8 protein-coding genes are annotated in these 14,577 nt (G+C 60.3%); 5 read left to right on the forward strand and 3 right to left on the reverse strand.

From position 1 onward, the window contains the following. Positions 1–155: 155 nt before the first annotated feature. The gene (locus tag NKI37_RS19470) at positions 156–695 is read right to left on the reverse strand and encodes a hypothetical protein (RefSeq protein ID WP_352763160.1); all 540 of its coding nucleotides are present in this window, start codon (positions 693–695) and stop codon (positions 156–158) included. A gap of 2 nt (positions 696–697) precedes the next feature. Then, positions 698–6,934 (reverse strand): RHS repeat-associated core domain-containing protein, encoded by a 6,237-nt coding sequence (locus NKI37_RS19475; protein WP_352787327.1) that lies wholly within the window; start codon positions 6,932–6,934, stop codon positions 698–700. Positions 6,935–7,366: 432 nt separating this feature from the next. Between NKI37_RS19475 and NKI37_RS19480 the strand changes: the two genes are divergently transcribed. Both NKI37_RS19480 and NKI37_RS19485 read left to right on the forward strand, forming a co-directional pair. Continuing rightward, a complete protein-coding gene (locus tag NKI37_RS19480; protein ID WP_352787324.1) occupies positions 7,367–8,896 on the forward strand; it encodes an MDR family MFS transporter in 1,530 nt (509 codons plus the stop codon). A gap of 69 nt (positions 8,897–8,965) precedes the next feature. Beyond that, positions 8,966–9,802, forward strand: coding sequence for an amidohydrolase family protein (locus tag NKI37_RS19485; RefSeq protein ID WP_352787322.1), 837 nt, complete (start codon positions 8,966–8,968; stop codon positions 9,800–9,802). Between the two features lie 54 nt (positions 9,803–9,856). On the opposite strand, the gene NKI37_RS19490 is transcribed toward NKI37_RS19485, so the two are convergent. Next, positions 9,857–10,642: an SDR family NAD(P)-dependent oxidoreductase gene (locus NKI37_RS19490; protein WP_352787320.1), complete on the reverse strand. Its 786-nt coding sequence runs from the start codon at positions 10,640–10,642 to the stop codon at positions 9,857–9,859. 83 nt (positions 10,643–10,725) lie between these two features. Between NKI37_RS19490 and uxuA the strand changes: the two genes are divergently transcribed. The 3 genes from uxuA to NKI37_RS19505 all read left to right on the forward strand — a co-directional run bounded on the left by uxuA (position 10,726) and on the right by NKI37_RS19505 (position 14,573). Then, positions 10,726–11,910 carry a mannonate dehydratase gene (gene uxuA / locus NKI37_RS19495; protein WP_352787318.1) on the forward strand — a complete coding sequence of 395 codons (1,185 nt, stop codon included), beginning with the start codon at positions 10,726–10,728 and terminating at the stop codon, positions 11,908–11,910. A 204-nt stretch (positions 11,911–12,114) separates the two neighbouring features. Beyond that, a complete protein-coding gene (locus NKI37_RS19500) occupies positions 12,115–13,404 on the forward strand; it encodes a D-arabinono-1,4-lactone oxidase (RefSeq protein WP_023815861.1) in 1,290 nt (429 codons plus the stop codon). Continuing rightward, positions 13,401–14,573, forward strand: a complete 1,173-nt coding sequence (locus tag NKI37_RS19505) for an alanine racemase (protein ID WP_023702123.1) — start codon at positions 13,401–13,403, stop codon at positions 14,571–14,573. The genes NKI37_RS19500 and NKI37_RS19505 overlap by 4 nt, the downstream gene beginning before the upstream one ends. Positions 14,574–14,577 lie beyond the last annotated feature (4 nt).

The raw sequence follows: 14,577 nt of genomic DNA on the forward strand, positions 1-14,577 counted from the left end.
GCAAAGTTTGCGCGGATTTGATCCGCCTTGGGAGTCCCAGACAGAGCACTGCAATCTACCACTTTCTATATAAACGGCGCTCTTCGGTAACAATAGTGCAATAGATCTGCCGAAAACAGACGGGCCTGTCTATTGCATCCTCTGTCCATTTGCTTCTAAAATTTCAAATCGAATTGAGGAGGTGACTGTTCCGCAGTTGTAGTCAATCTCTTGCCCGACTTCAGCATTTGCAGCGCCTCCGTGCCAACCCACCACTCTCGGACCTTCGTAAAGCCTTCCTGCTTCAACGCGGAGTTAAACCATTTCATCAGTTTCTGTGCGGTAGGTGTTTGATGAAGTGTCGACATGCTGCCTGGCAGTAAAGTTCCTGTCTTCCAGATACCTGCTAAAATTAAAGTGGTTGCGTCCTCATTGTCACTATTAAATAAATTCCAAAACTTCTCTCCCTTCTTCGAGACGGAAGCTCGCATATGATTCATGGTGTCCCTATGTGACACCAGGTAGCCCTGCGACATACTGCCTGTCTCATGGGTTGCAATTCCAGGATTCGGGATTTCGGAAGATTCCAGATAGATTGGCCTATTAGGGGTTGAGGCTGTTCCCATCTCGACGAACTTTAGTGGCGTGTTCGATTCGAATCGACGGAGAACCGGCGCGATATCGGAGGGAGTGGCGAAGAAGAGAATTTGCTTCATAGCTAGCGTTTCGGCACGATCAGGAGCTTGTCATTTGGGAAAGCAGCTCTAATGCGAGCTGCCGCCGCCGCTTCACTTGGTGTTGGTGTTACACCATCAGGAAGGGTCGTAACCGTCTGAACTCGCACGGTTCGACCATTCGGTGCCGTAGCGGTGATGTCAACATAAGTTCCTCCGCTTGAGCCAGGTCCAGAGCCTGGAATGTATTCCTCGGAGCCAATGCCGCCGCCTGGCCTCGCTGGGAAGCTATAACTACGCGTACCCATTTCTTGAGATATCGCATAATTCTGCTGTCGGGTAGTCGTGCTGCCCCATCGTCCTCCTGATTCCGTTAGATACCTTCGCGTAAATGGCGAAAGCGCCTCACTGTCTGCGGATGCAGAACTGCCTATCTTTAGGCCTTTAATTGGTATTTTTGATGTCACTAGCCCGGTAAAGAGCTCATAAGTCTGAAACATCATCGATTTTTCGGCGGCGCTGCTTGCATAGTAGTACTCAGGGCGTTTCATTTTTGCCGCTTGTTCAGGGGGAGACCAGCCTCTTCCTTGCGATAAGAAGAGAAAGAGATTGGCAAGGGCTTTAGCTGGCCCTGTAATTATAGCCGACGAGCTCCCTGGGGGGAGTTGGACAGGTAAGTGACTTTCTGCAACACCTGCATGCCCATTCTGGTCGCTCTTGTTGACCGGATCATTCTGCGCATAGGCATACCGATTGGTGCCTACACCTTCCTTTGTCGGATCCCAGTCATCCGGTGAGATGAACCTGCCCAGCACTGGATCCATATACCGCGCGTTGAGATACATCAGCCCGGTCTCGGGATCGAAGCGCTCGCCGATGTAGCTCTTCTGCGTCTGGAAGCCTGTGTTCAGCTGCTCGCCATAGGTGGCGTAGTTCGTGGCCTCGACGATGGCGCCCGACATGTCGGTGACGTTGCGCACCGAGGCCAGGTGCTCGCGGTGCAGGAAGTATTTGGTCGTGCCGACCACCTTGATGTCTGGGTGAGGATAGCGGGTGTAGATCTCCGCTCCGGGCGTTGCCGGATTGATCTCGACGGAGGCGTCGGGATAGAGCGTGGTGGCAAAGGACGAAGCCTTCTTCACCCGCGCGCCATCAGGGCCATAGGTTAGGTTGACGGTGTTGGAGGCTCGCGTGACCGTCTTCAGCCGGTTTGCTTCATCCCAGGTCAGCGTGCGGCTGCCGTCGGAGGTGAGATTGCCATTGGCGTCATAGGCCATGGCATTGGCGCCGACCGTGATCGGTGCATGCGGACGAGCGGAGCTCGCCGCGGGATAGACATAGGTGCCAGCCACGCGGGTGCGCGAGACCATGTTATCGTTGGCGGCATAGACGAAGGTCTCGTCAAGCGTGTTGTCGCCGAGATTGTCGGATGAGGTCAGGCGGTCGGCATTGTCATAGCCATAAGTCCAGCTGCCCGGGCCCGCAGGGTCGATACCGACGATGTTGGTGATGCGGCCAAGATTGTCGCGCATGTACTGGCGATCCATTAGAACGGTGGCGTCCTTGGCGGTGGTTATCCTTGTCAGCCAGCGCCTAGTCGGCGAATAGCTGAAGGAGGTCTTCACGCCATTGGCATAGGTGATCTCCTTGGTTTGCCCATCGGCCTCATAGAGCGTCGAGGTGATGAAGCCAGGTGCCGAGACCAGCCTGTTGCCGGCGCTGTATTGCAGCGGCGCGGCAGACGTGCCGAAGTCGAGCTGCACCGGCAGATATTGCGTCGCCAGTGTTTGCCCGGAGGCATCGCGAACGCTGGTCGTCACATGCGTCAGCGTGCCGATGGTGACATCCTGACGCGCGACCTTGCCGAAGCCGTCGTACTTGTAGCTCTGCGTGGCTGCTGGATTGGTCGCGGTGGTCAGCTGGCCGATGTTGTAGTAGCCGGCGGCTGCCTGGTCGTAGGTGTTCTGCGTCTGCCTCTGCGTCACCGCACTGCCGCCGGGCGCTGTTGCCGTCTTCAGCGTCAGCCGGTCCATCTGGTCATAGCTGAGCGCCGTGACCGTACCCCTGGCATCGGTCTGGCTGACCAGCCGGTTGGCGGCATCGTAGGTGTAGGACCATGTGCCGAGATCGGGATCCGACGCCGTCAGCCGGTTGCCGGCTAGGTCGTAGGTGTAGGTCCAGCTTGAGCCGCCTGGATCCTTGACACCGATCAGTCGGCTGAGCACATCGTAGATGCGCGTCTCGAAGAGATTCAGGCCGCCATAGTCGCGCAGGATGAGCACGACATCGCCACGGGTGGAGGACCATGTTACGGTCTGTCTCGCCACGGTGTTGCTCACCTGCTCGGTCTTGAACACAGCGGCTAGGGGCGGGTTGGCAAATCCTGTCGTGCTGTCGACAAGGACATAGAAATAGGTGGTCAGACTGGCATCGGCATTGACAGTCGATATCAGGCGGTCGGTCCAGTCATAGGAATTGGTGGTCCATTGTGCGGCCTCGCCGACAAAACGCGGAAAAGCTGTGCGCAACACATTGCCGCGAAGATCGTAGTCGGTCTCGGCGACGCGCCTGGCGCCGGCCGCCGTCTCTCCGGGGGTTTCGACACGATAGACCCGGCCCAGCCCGTCATAGTACGAGCGGGTAAGATCCTCACCGGCGCCATTAGGGAGTGGCGTGTACTTGACTAAAGCCTGTGTTGCCGGATTGCCTTCATTCTCGAAGCGGGTCTTGGCATAGGCGCCGGTGACGCTCTGCGAGAGTTGGTCGAGCCGACAGAACGCATCGTAGGTGAAGGTCTTCGCCAGCCCGTTGGGATCGGTCTTTGTGGCCAGTAGACCGCAGACTGAATTGTAGGTAGCGGTCGAGACAAAGCGCGTGTCGGCCGTCTGTCCGCCGGTGGCGAAATAACGAGGCGCCCGCTCGGTTACGGGATAGAGGTGATAGGTCGCGTCATAATCCCATTCGGTCCTGTGGCCGAGCGCATTGGTGGCGGAGATCTTGTTGCCAAAACTGTCATAGGCAAAGATCTGATAGGAAAATCTCTGCGGGGTCGAATTGATATCGGCAAAGTCGACGGACCAGGTCAGATTGCCCTTGGTCGGCGGCGTCGCGTTGTCGGCATGCTGATTGTCGTAAAACAGCGCCTTGTAGCCGATGAGCGGGAATGTCTCGTCAAAACCCGCCTGCACCGTCTCAAGGCGCGGCAACGATACGATATAGGCGTTGGTATTGGGCGCGAACCATCGCCCCGTTCGGGTCTCGTCGCCGCTGACATCGATGCGCCCATAATCGTCCTGGACGAAGATGTTGTTGTAGGCATCGAAGTAGCGTTGCACCTTGAGGCTGAGCGCAACGTTCTCGATCAGTATCGTGTCGGTCTGCGTGTTTTGCACCGTGTAAGGTTTTGCCGTTGTATTGACGGCATAGGTCTCGGCCACCTGCTTATGCACTGTGCCAGCGCCATCCCTCCACACCGTCAGCGACGGCATGCCATAGCTCGCCAAGTCCTGCCTGTAAGTGGTCTCGATCTTCGATGGCGCCGTCTCGCCATTGGCAAGCGGTCTGGTCTCGACGGTCGAGGCAAAGCCCAGAAACTTGTGCGCCACCGGATCATATTTGCCACCAGCATAGGCGTAGCCACTCATCGCCGTCTGGCCGCGGCCATCGCTGATCGATAGCTTTGTCACTGCATGCGTCACCTGTGGTAGGTAGGTGTTCGCCCATCCGCTCGATGGTGCATATTCAACGGCAACTGTGCCGCCGAGTTCGGTGATGATTTGCCGAAGCAGGTTCGGATTGCCGGCGCCCGCGTTGGACAGAAGAATATTTCGGCTCGCTTTGATCCAATCAGTCAGCCCGTCGCCATTTACGTCGCCAACACCGCCGAGACCACGCTTTGCCAGGTCTTTGGTGTTGACACTTCCCAAATCCAGGGAACCCACCAACCCGAGCGTACTTGTACCCAGCGCGTAAAGCTTGACGCTAGGAAGGCCGACTGCAAATTCGCCACGCCCATCTCCGTCGATATCCGCGAACTCCAGACGATAGGTGCCGGTGTAGGCCAGCTGCGTGCTTAGGACCTGTTTCAGTTGTTGTCCCGTCGAGAGATAGACTGTTGTAGTTGCGATCGAACTTGCCAAGGTCGTTCTGACCAGATCCGTCGCGCCGTCGCCGTTCAGATCGGTGAAGTAGCATCCTGGCTCACCTGCATTTACGCGCTTCGGGCAATCGAGCGCCGAAAAGAGGGAGGTGAATTGCCACGCATTGTTGTGTCGATAGCCGGCGACGATGTTCTGCGAGTTTGCGGAATAGATGGGCTGCTGCTGGCCATTTCCCGCAAGATCGGCGACCCCTATCAGCCGCTTGCCGGACATCTCATAAACTTCGTCGAGACCGTCACCGTTCGTATCTACGACAGTAGGTTCTTCCGGGTCACCCGAAAATTTTGCGCACGCAGCTTGCGATGCAGTGCAGTCCCTTGGTGTTTGAATTAGTGAAGTGGGAATTTCGGAATAGCGTCCGTATGGGTAATAGTGAGTAACATCAACCCATTCTAATTCATATCTCTGTCGACTATAGCATCGATCGGGTTGCGGGTAACAATGTGTAACAGGTGGATTGCCGCTTGAAGTACAAATCGGCGGCACTGGGTCGCATAACGTGTAGGTTACCCAGTGACCTCGTTGTTCTGGTACAGTTTCTGAGCGTCCGCCAACAGCAAAAGTTCTATCAGGCGTTGACCAGAATCTTCCAACATACCAATTTATGTATTTTGATGATGAACCTGAGGCGATTGTGGTGTCTGTTACGGAAATGATCTTCTGGTTTTCACTGCTTGGCCCAGATCTTGTATACAGCTCGTCTTTTCCGTCATTGTTCTGATCTGACGCGATGCCGAGGAGGTCTGAGGTATTTGCAGAATCGCGTTCAACGTAAGAGAGCGATGCATCCTGATACACCATCTGGCCGAGCGACTTCGAGGTGCTACCGGAGATCGTGCCGTCGGCAGCGATGGTCGCGTCGGTACCGAAGCGGGTGACGGCGGTTAGCCGCGAATTGTTGGAGAGCGGCGCCTGGTCGTAGGTCAGGCTGTAAGCGCCGCGCAGCACGTTGCTGGTCCAGACACTGATCGATTTGACGCGTAGGGTCGTCTCGGAGATGTCGCGCCCATTGCCCATCAGGATCGTATCGGGCCGCGTCTCGTAATGAAACCCGATCATCGTTCCATTGTAGGTGATCGTAATGGGATAACAGACGGGGCTGACGCAAGCATAGCTGTAGGCAACGCTGTTGCCGTTGATGTCGGTAACCGAGGTCAAGAGCCAACGATAGTTTTGGGCCAGGTCATAAGCCGGCGTGCCGGCGGTCGGCGTGAGGTTCGCGACCGCCGCCACCGATCGGAAGGTAGAGACAGTGCCGTCGCGATCGGTCACTTTCCATTCATTGGTGGTGCTGTTCAGCGCAATGCGGCGATAGCTCTCATTCTCGGTCGCATGCGTGCCGCCAGTCGAGCAGGATGGCGACACCATGCCGGCCGTGCAGGCCACCATTGCCTCGCCGTCAAGCAGAAAAATGTCATTCGCGTCGTATGCCGGCATGCCATAGCCCGGCGTCGCCCGCTCGATGACGTCGAAACCGTCGAGACCCCAGCCATAACCCAGCCAGCCCTGATAGAGGCCGCCGATCTTGGTTTTGCGCGAGGAATCATAGGTCAGCGCGATCCTCGGCTCAATGCCGTGGAAGTCCGATACATCAATGCCGATGGCATAAGCCAGATTGCCGTTGCCGCCTGCTTTGGGTAGATCCGCCTTCGGTGTGCTGACCGCCTGGGGGTCGTCGCTGCTGTCGCCGTCGGCAGCCGCTGCCGCCATCGCCGCTGCGGGCTCCTCGGGTGCAGCCTCGGTGTCGCTCGTTTTTGCGGCCTTGCCGCCTGTTTTCGTGTCCGCGGCCTTGGCATTGTTTGCCTTGGAGTCTACCGGCTTGGCGCCAACCTCGGCCGCCGCGTCCGGACTGCTGCCTGATGTTCCGGCTGCCGTGCCGTCTGTCGCGCCGGCCGCCGGCGCCGGCTGTGCGGGCGGCGAACCGCTGCCACCAAATGCTGCCCCACCATTGCCGAGACGCCTGGCAGGCACTGCTGCCTCAGGCGAAGCGCCTTGCGCATTCTGCGCAAAGGCTTCTATTCCTGCATTGTTGCTAATATATGAGATGGCAGAGATAAAAGGTATATCCGCGCCAAAGACACCCGCGACAAGAAAAGTCACACCCAAAAGCAGCCGCTTCATGAGTCCCCCCGCGTCAAGTTGCTTGAAGTTACTCCTGCTTGACTTCAAAGATACGACACGATCCGGTCACAAACCAAATATCCACAGGTTTATTTGCGATTTAGTAGAGCATTGCAGAAGAGGCAAGCCAGGAGGGGCGAAGCTCTGACTCTGGCCTCCAGACGCCCTTCCGCAGCATCTGCGCAATGGCTGTGTGGAGAGCCACAATCTGACGACGCTGGCGCTCGATCACACTGCCTTCATCGACAGCATCGTCGACCCGATTGCACGCGACCCCGCGGAACTGGTCGCGACGACCATCATCCACGGCTGCACGTCCGCTAAGGCTCTTCCCGTTAGCCGGACGGAATGCCTCCAGGCATGGCGTTTTCGCCTATTTGACACCTCTCGGCTGTGGGCACATAAATCGCGCCCCAAGCTACGGAGACACCGATGACTGTCGAGCAGACGCTGCCGGACACAGCGCCCGTGGAGGCCCAAGTCAGGCCCGACCTTACGACCTTGATCGTCTATTTCGGCGCGCTGATCGCCATGTTCATGGCAACCATCGACATGCAGATCGTCGTCACCGCCTTGCCCACCATTGCCGGCGAACTCGGCAATCTGCATTTGTTCGGCTGGGTCGGTGCCGCCTACCTGCTCTCGACCGCCGCGGTCTCGCCATTCTACGGCAAGCTTGGCGACATGTATGGCCGCAAGAATGTCGTGCTGACGGCGATCGGCCTGTTCCTGCTGGGCTCGCTGGTCTGCGGCATGGCATGGTCGATGGAGAGCTTGATCGCCGCGCGCGTGCTGCAGGGTATCGGCGGGGGTGGGTTGATGGTTTCGGCCTTCGCCATGATCGGCGAACTGTTTTCGCCGCGCGACCGCGCCAAGTATCAGGGCTACAGTTCGGCGGTGTTCGCGCTGTCGTCGGTGCTCGGCCCGCTGGCCGGCGGCTACATCACCAGCCTGTTCGGCTGGCGTTGGGTGTTCCTGGTCAATTTGCCGATAGGGATCATCGTGCTGGCGGTGCTGGCCTTCGCCATGCGCAGCCGGTTCAACGAAAAGCGGCACCGCATCGACTATCTCGGCGGCGTGCTGCTCGCCACCGGCACGACGGCGATCGTCTATTGGGGCTATCATGTGCTCGACCCCAGCGGGCCGGACCTGCTCACCTTCGTATTGCCACTCCTCGCGCTGGTCGCCATCACCTTGTTCATCATGGTGGAGCGCCGGGCCGAAGAGCCGATCGTGCCGTTGCGGCTGTTCGGCAATTCGACGGTCAGCATCGTCTCGGGCGTGTCGCTGGTCGCCGGAACGGTGACGCTGGGCATGTTCTTCTATTTCGCCCTCTACATGCAGACGCTGACGGGTCTCAGCCCGGCCGAAGTCGGCTTCCTGTTCCTGCCGGCGTCGCTGACATCGATGGTCATCTCGATCGTCGCCGGGCGGGTAATTGCCGCAACCGGACGCTACAAATGGATGCCGGTGGTCGCCATGGGTATTGGCGGGTTTCTGATGCTGGGCTTTGTCCTCACCAACCAGCACACGCCGATCTGGGTGCTGGCAACGATGATGGCTGTGTTCGGCATCAGCATGGGCCTGCAGTTCCAGGTGCTGATCGTGGCGATCCAGGCGGCGGCACCGCTGCAGGATATCGGCGCGGTGACCTCGCTGATCACCCAGGCGCGGACGCTCGGTGCATCGCTGGGTCTGGCGCTGAACGGCGCGGTGATGATCTGGGCGCTGAACCGGCAGACGTCAGAGCTTCCCACTGAGGCCGCCGTATTGCTGCCGCAGGGCCTGAATGGATTGACCCCGCACCTCGCATCGAGCCTGCCGGACGCGATCCGTGAGGTGGTGCTCGACCACTACTCCAGTGGCTTCAACGTGATGTTCATCTGGGTGGCGGCGCTCTATTTCGTCGCCATGGGGCTGACGCTGCTGCTCGAGGACAAAGAGATCCCGAAGCGGGCCTGAGCCAAAGCTTGTGTCATGCGCTGGGTTTAGGCATTTGGCGATGATCTGAAATCACCGAGGAGGACAGCCATGATCATCGACACTCATCTGCACCTGATCGACCTGTCGGCGCTGCGCTATCCCTGGCTCAGCCGCGAGCCGGCGCTCAACCGCGATTTCCCGCACGCAGAATATGCGATCCAGGCCCGCCGCGCCGGTATCGAGGCCGCGCTGCATATGGAGGTCGACGTCGATGAAGCCGACATCCAGGCCGAGACCAGCCATGTGAAGGCGCAGTCGCTGGAGAAGGGCAGTCTGTTGCGCGGGGCGATCGCCTCCTGCCGCCCGGAGGAGGCCGGCTTCGCCGCCTATCTCGGGCGCCAGCAAGCCGACCGTTTCGTCAAGGGGTTCCGCCGCGTGCTGCATGTCATGCCGGACGAGCTTTCGGACAGCGCGCTGTTTCGCGAAAACATCAAGCGGCTTGCCGGCACCGGCCTGACCTTCGACCTCGTCGTCCTGCCGCATCAGATTCCAAGGGCGGTTGCGCTCGCCGATCTGGCGCCGGATGTGCAGTTCGTGCTCGACCATTGCGGCGTGCCCGACATCAAGGCCAGTGCGGAACATCCGTGGCGCGAGCATATGACCGAGATCGCGCGGCGTCCCAATGTCATCGGCAAGATCTCCGGTGTCGTCGCCTATGCCGATGCCGGCTCATGGACCGTCGAGACCTTGCGCCCCTATGTCGAGCACACGATCGGCATTTTCGGCTGGGACCGCGTCGTGTGGGGCAGCGACTGGCCGGTGTGCACGCTTGGCGGTGGCCTTGCGACCTGGGTGGCGGCGACGCATGCGTTGATTGCGGGAGCCAGCCCTGAGGAGAGGACGAAATTGCTGTCGGGCAATGCCAAGCGGATGTGGAAGCTGTAGCGCGGCGCGGTCGGACACCGATTGCCTGCAAGCGCGCAGAACGCCATCATAGCGCTACTTCACGCCAATACCTGCCGTCAGGCCGCCATCGATCCTGTAGTCCGCGCCGGTGCAGAAACCGGCCTTCGACGAGCACAGGAAGGCGATGAGTTCCGCCACTTCCTCCGGTTCGCCGATACGGCCGAGCGGATGCGCCGCGCCGAAGCGCTTGTAGGCCTCTTCGACATCGGCATCGCTGCCGCCGTCACCGCGCGCAGCCTTCTCCAGGATCGGCGTGCGGATCGAGCCCGGGCTGACCGAATTGACGCGGATGCCTGATGCCGCGTAGTCGAGCGCCAGCGAGCGCGTCAGCGTGTGGATGGCCCCTTTGGTCGTGGCATAGGCGGCAACGTTCTGCTGGCAGGCAAAGCCCTGCACCGAGGCGACATTGACGATGGCGCCGCCGCCGCGCTTGATCATTTCGGGGATGCCGAAATGCGCGGTCAGGTAGATCGAGCCGACATTGACCGTCATCGTTCGGTTCCAGGTTTCCCAGTCGGTCGTCGTCGCGGTGCCATAGGGATGGACGGCGGCTGAGTTGACGATCACATCCAGGCCGCCGAACCTTGCGACGCCAGCCGCCACCGCGTCGCGCACCTGGTCGGAGACGGACACATCGGTGTCGATGACCAGCACCGCGGCACCAGCACTTTCTAGTTGCGCTTTCATCGCCGCATTGGCGGTGCGGTCGATGCCGCAGGCGATGATTGCGGCGCCACCGGCCGCAAGGCGCTTGGCGGTTGCCAGGCCAATGCCGGTCGTTCCCGTCACCAGGGCGACCTTGCCGTCGAAATCCGTCATTTCTAAAAACTCCTCCATTTTCTATCGACTCCCATCGCGGTCCAACAATAAGTTGCCAACCTCTCGCAGAAGGAAAGCCGAAAATGGAACAATGCTGGCGCTGGTATGGACCCGACGACCCGGTGACGCTCGATCATGTCAAGCAGGCGGGCGCCACCGGCGTGGTCTCGGCGCTCCACCATATCTATGACGGCCGGGCGTGGCCTGAGGCCGAAGTGCTGGAGCGCAAGCGCATTATCCAGGAAGCAGGACTGACCTGGTCGGTCGTCGAGAGCATTCCGGTCCACAATTCCTTCAAGATCGGCGCGCCGGAACGCGAGCGCTATGCCGGCTATTACCGCGATTCGATCCGCGCGCTGGCCAAGGCCGGCATCGCCACGATCTGCTACAATTTCATGCCGGTGGTGGACTGGACCCGCACCGATCTAGCCTACCGTCTGCCGACGACAGGCTACGCCCTGCGTTTTGATGCCGTTGATTTCGCCGCCTACGATCTGTTCGTGCTGAAGCGCAAGAACGGAGCTGACAGCTACACGCCGGCGCGTATTGCGCAGGCGGAAGCGCGGCTGAAGGAATTGCCGCCCGAGAAGATCGACCAGATCGAGCGCAATCTGATCGCCGGCCTGCCGGCTACAGAGCGCAAGTATGACCGCGACAGTTTTCGCGAGGCGCTTGCGGACTATGACGGGATCGGGCCGAAGGAGTTGCGCGACAACCTCGCGTGGTTCCTGCGCGAGATCATTCCGGTGGCGGAAGAGGAGGGGGTGCGCATGTGTATCCACCCCGACGATCCGCCGTTTTCGCTCTACGGCCTGCCGCGCGTCGTTTCGACCGCCGAGGATGCGCGTTTCATTCTCAATGCCGTCGACAGCCAGGCCAATGGGCTGACGTTCTGCACCGGGTCCTACGGCACGCGCGCCGACAACGACATCGTCGCCATGGTCAAGGAATTCGCCGACCGCATCCACTTCGCCCATCTGCGCAACATCACCATCGAGGATGACGGCTCGTTCTACGAGGCCGAGCATCTCGAGGGCGGCACCGACATGGCGCATGTCATCCTGGCGCTGATGCAGGAGGAGGCGCGCCGCCGCAAGGAGGGCCGCGCCGACTGGCAAATCCCGATGCGGCCGGACCATGGCCACCTGCTCGCCGACGATATCGGCAAGACAAGGATCAATCCCGGCTACTCGCTGATCGGCCGCCTGAAGGGCCTGGCCGAATTGCGCGGCATCATGCGGGCCGTGGAAACGTTTGGGCTGGCTTGAAGGGGCAACGAACTGCGTTCAATGCCGACGCCGGCTCAGCGTGCGTCGCTGTAGATCCATGCGGCCGGCGCGGACGCAAGACACCTCCGATTGCCAGCTTGACAGAAAGCTGACAATGTATCATATCCGGAAAAGCTGACTATGTATCATATTATCTAGCGCTAGGAGAAAGACCGGCAAAGCCGGCGTCCCAGGGAGGCAATTTTGGGAGAGGCTATCAGCCAGTGGAGCAATTGGTCGGGCTATGTCACGGCCACGCCGCAGGCTTTTGCCGAACCGCAGAGTCTCGATGAGCTGAGTGGTGCCATTCGCAACGCGCCGGGACCAGTTCGATTCGCTGGCACGGGCCATTCCTTCACGCCTCTGGTTAAGAATGACGGGACGATCCTGTCGCTTGATCGCTTCGAGGGCCTGAGGTCGCACGATCCCGAAAGGCTGACAGCACGGGTCGGCGCCGGCACCAAGATCGGCGCGCTGGCAAAGCTGTTGCACGGCGTCGGCCAGGCGCTGCCGAACATGGGCGACATCGACAAGCAGGCGTTCGGCGGGGCGCTGGGCACCGCCACCCACGGCTCGGGCATCACGCTCGGCGCTTACCATACCCAGCTCGAGGCGATGCAGATCGTCGACGGGCGTGGCGCCGTGAAAGAGTTCGACCGTGCCAAGAGCCCCGACATGATCGAAGCCATGGGCGCTTCGCTCGGCGCTTTCGGCGCCGTCACCGAAGTGACGATCCGCAACGTGGCGAGTTACCGGATGCGGCACCGCCGCTGGACGGCGCCGATTGCCGATGTGCTTGCGCAATTCGAAAGCACCATGACGGCGCATCGTTCGGCCGAGTTCTACTATGTGCCGTTTTCCGGCCAGGCGCTGCTGATTGCCAGCGACATCACCGAGGCGCCGGCGACGGTGCGTCCGCCGACGGAAGACGACGATGCGGTGACGACGCTGAGAAAACTGCGCGACTATCTCAGCTGGCTCCCTTGGCTGCGCCGCCGTCTCATCGGCTCGGCCTTCGCCAAGGTGCCGGCCGAGGATTATGTCGAGGAGTGGCTGAAGGTCTTCACCTCCGAGCGCAACGTCAAGTTCAACGAGATGGAATACCACCTGCCGTTCGAGGAAGGGGCGCCCGCACTCAGCGAAATCATTGCGCTGCTCGAGACGCGGTTTCCAGAGGTCTATTTTCCGATGGAGGTGCGCGTCGTCGCGCCCGACAATGTCTGGCTCAGCCCCTTCTACAAGCGCCCAACCTGTTCCATCGCCATCCATCACGGCGTCGAGCGCGATCCGATGGCGTTCTTCAACGCCGCCGAGCCGATCTTCAGGAAGCGCGGCGGCCGCCCGCATTGGGGCAAGATGCACAGCCTGACATCAAGGGAATTGAGCGCGCTCTATCCGCGCTGGAACGATGCGATGGCGGTCCGCCGCGAGATGGACCCGGACAACCGCTTCGTGTCGCCCTATATTGCCAGGCTGCTCGGCGTCGCGGCATGAGCTTGACCGACACCTATTTCGCGGAAATGTCGGGCGCGCTCAGGGCAGCCGGGATCTTTCAGCCTTGCCTGGTGCTCGATCTCGACCGGCTCGATCACAACATCGCTGCGATCAAGGCGAAGTTCGCCACGGGCCTCGATCTGCGCCTCGTCGACAAGTCGCTGCCATGCCTGCCGCTGATCGACCATATCCGCGCTGCGTTTGCGACCGACAGGCTGATGACCTTTCATCTGCCGATCAGCGCCGAGATGCTGAAAGTGTTTCCCCAAGTCGATCTCCTGTTGGGCAAGCCGATGCCGGTTGCCGGCGCCAGGCACGCGCTGACGAAGGGCGTTCTCGCCGGGCTCGGCGAAGCTACGTCGCGCATCGTCTGGCTGATCGATACCGAGGAGCGGCTGGCCGCCTATGGCTCGCTTGCCGCCGAGCTCGACCGCGAGCTGCGCGTCTGCTTCGAGGTCGATGTCGGCCTTCATCGCGGCGGTATCAGCGATCCCGACTCACTGGCCCGGGCAGTTTCCGCGTTGGCGAATTACCCGCGGCTGAAATGCGAAGGCGTCATGGCCTACGAGGCGCATATCGGCCATATCCCCAAACTGCTGGGAGGACCGGCCAAGGCGCGCGTCAAGGCGATCAGCCTGTTTCGCCAGTATGTCGCTTGCCTTGCCGCCGACCAGCGCAAGATCCTCAATCTTGGCGGCAGCAGCACCGCATTGCTCTATGACAGCTGGGTCGGCGCCAATGAATTGTCCATCGGATCGGCTTTTATGCTGCCGACCGATTTCGATGTGCCGAGCCTCAGCCAATTGCGGCCTGCCGCATTCATCGCGACGCCGATCCTGAAGGTGGTCGATGTCCAGGTGCCGGGCCTCGACCAGCGCTCCTGGCTGCTGCAGAAGCTCGGGCTGTTGCCGCGGCGCGGCTGTTTTCTCTATGGCGGAAAATGGATGGCGAAGCCCGTCCATCCCGTGGGGATGAAGACCGACAAGACGTTCGGCTTTTCGACCAATCAGCAATTCATGGCGCTGCCCGACAACGTCAATGTCGGGCCTGACGACTACGCCTTCCTGCGTCCGACCCAGAGCGAATTCGTGCTACAGCAGTTCGGTTCGATCCAGGTCTATTCCGGCGGGAAATTCGTCGAGCAATGGGCCGCACTGCCGTTTTCGTAGAGCA

It is taken from the genome of Mesorhizobium sp. M0626, from assembly GCF_040320665.1.
GTDB lineage: Bacteria > Pseudomonadota > Alphaproteobacteria > Rhizobiales > Rhizobiaceae > Mesorhizobium.

Bases quoted from the DNA above. Each gene is read 5' to 3' on its own strand.
- NKI37_RS19470 (WP_352763160.1), bottom strand. From the start codon at position 695: ATGAAGCAAATTCTCTTCTTCGCCACTCCCTCCGATATCGCGCCGGTT.
- NKI37_RS19490 (WP_352787320.1), bottom strand. From the start codon at position 10,642: ATGACGGATTTCGACGGCAAGGTCGCCCTGGTGACGGGAACGACCGGC.
- NKI37_RS19505 (WP_023702123.1), top strand. From the start codon at position 13,401: ATGAGCTTGACCGACACCTATTTCGCGGAAATGTCGGGCGCGCTCAGG.
- NKI37_RS19485 (WP_352787322.1), top strand. From the start codon at position 8,966: ATGATCATCGACACTCATCTGCACCTGATCGACCTGTCGGCGCTGCGC.
- uxuA (WP_352787318.1), top strand. From the start codon at position 10,726: ATGGAACAATGCTGGCGCTGGTATGGACCCGACGACCCGGTGACGCTC.
- NKI37_RS19480 (WP_352787324.1), top strand. From the start codon at position 7,367: ATGACTGTCGAGCAGACGCTGCCGGACACAGCGCCCGTGGAGGCCCAA.
- NKI37_RS19475 (WP_352787327.1), bottom strand. From the start codon at position 6,934: ATGAAGCGGCTGCTTTTGGGTGTGACTTTTCTTGTCGCGGGTGTCTTT.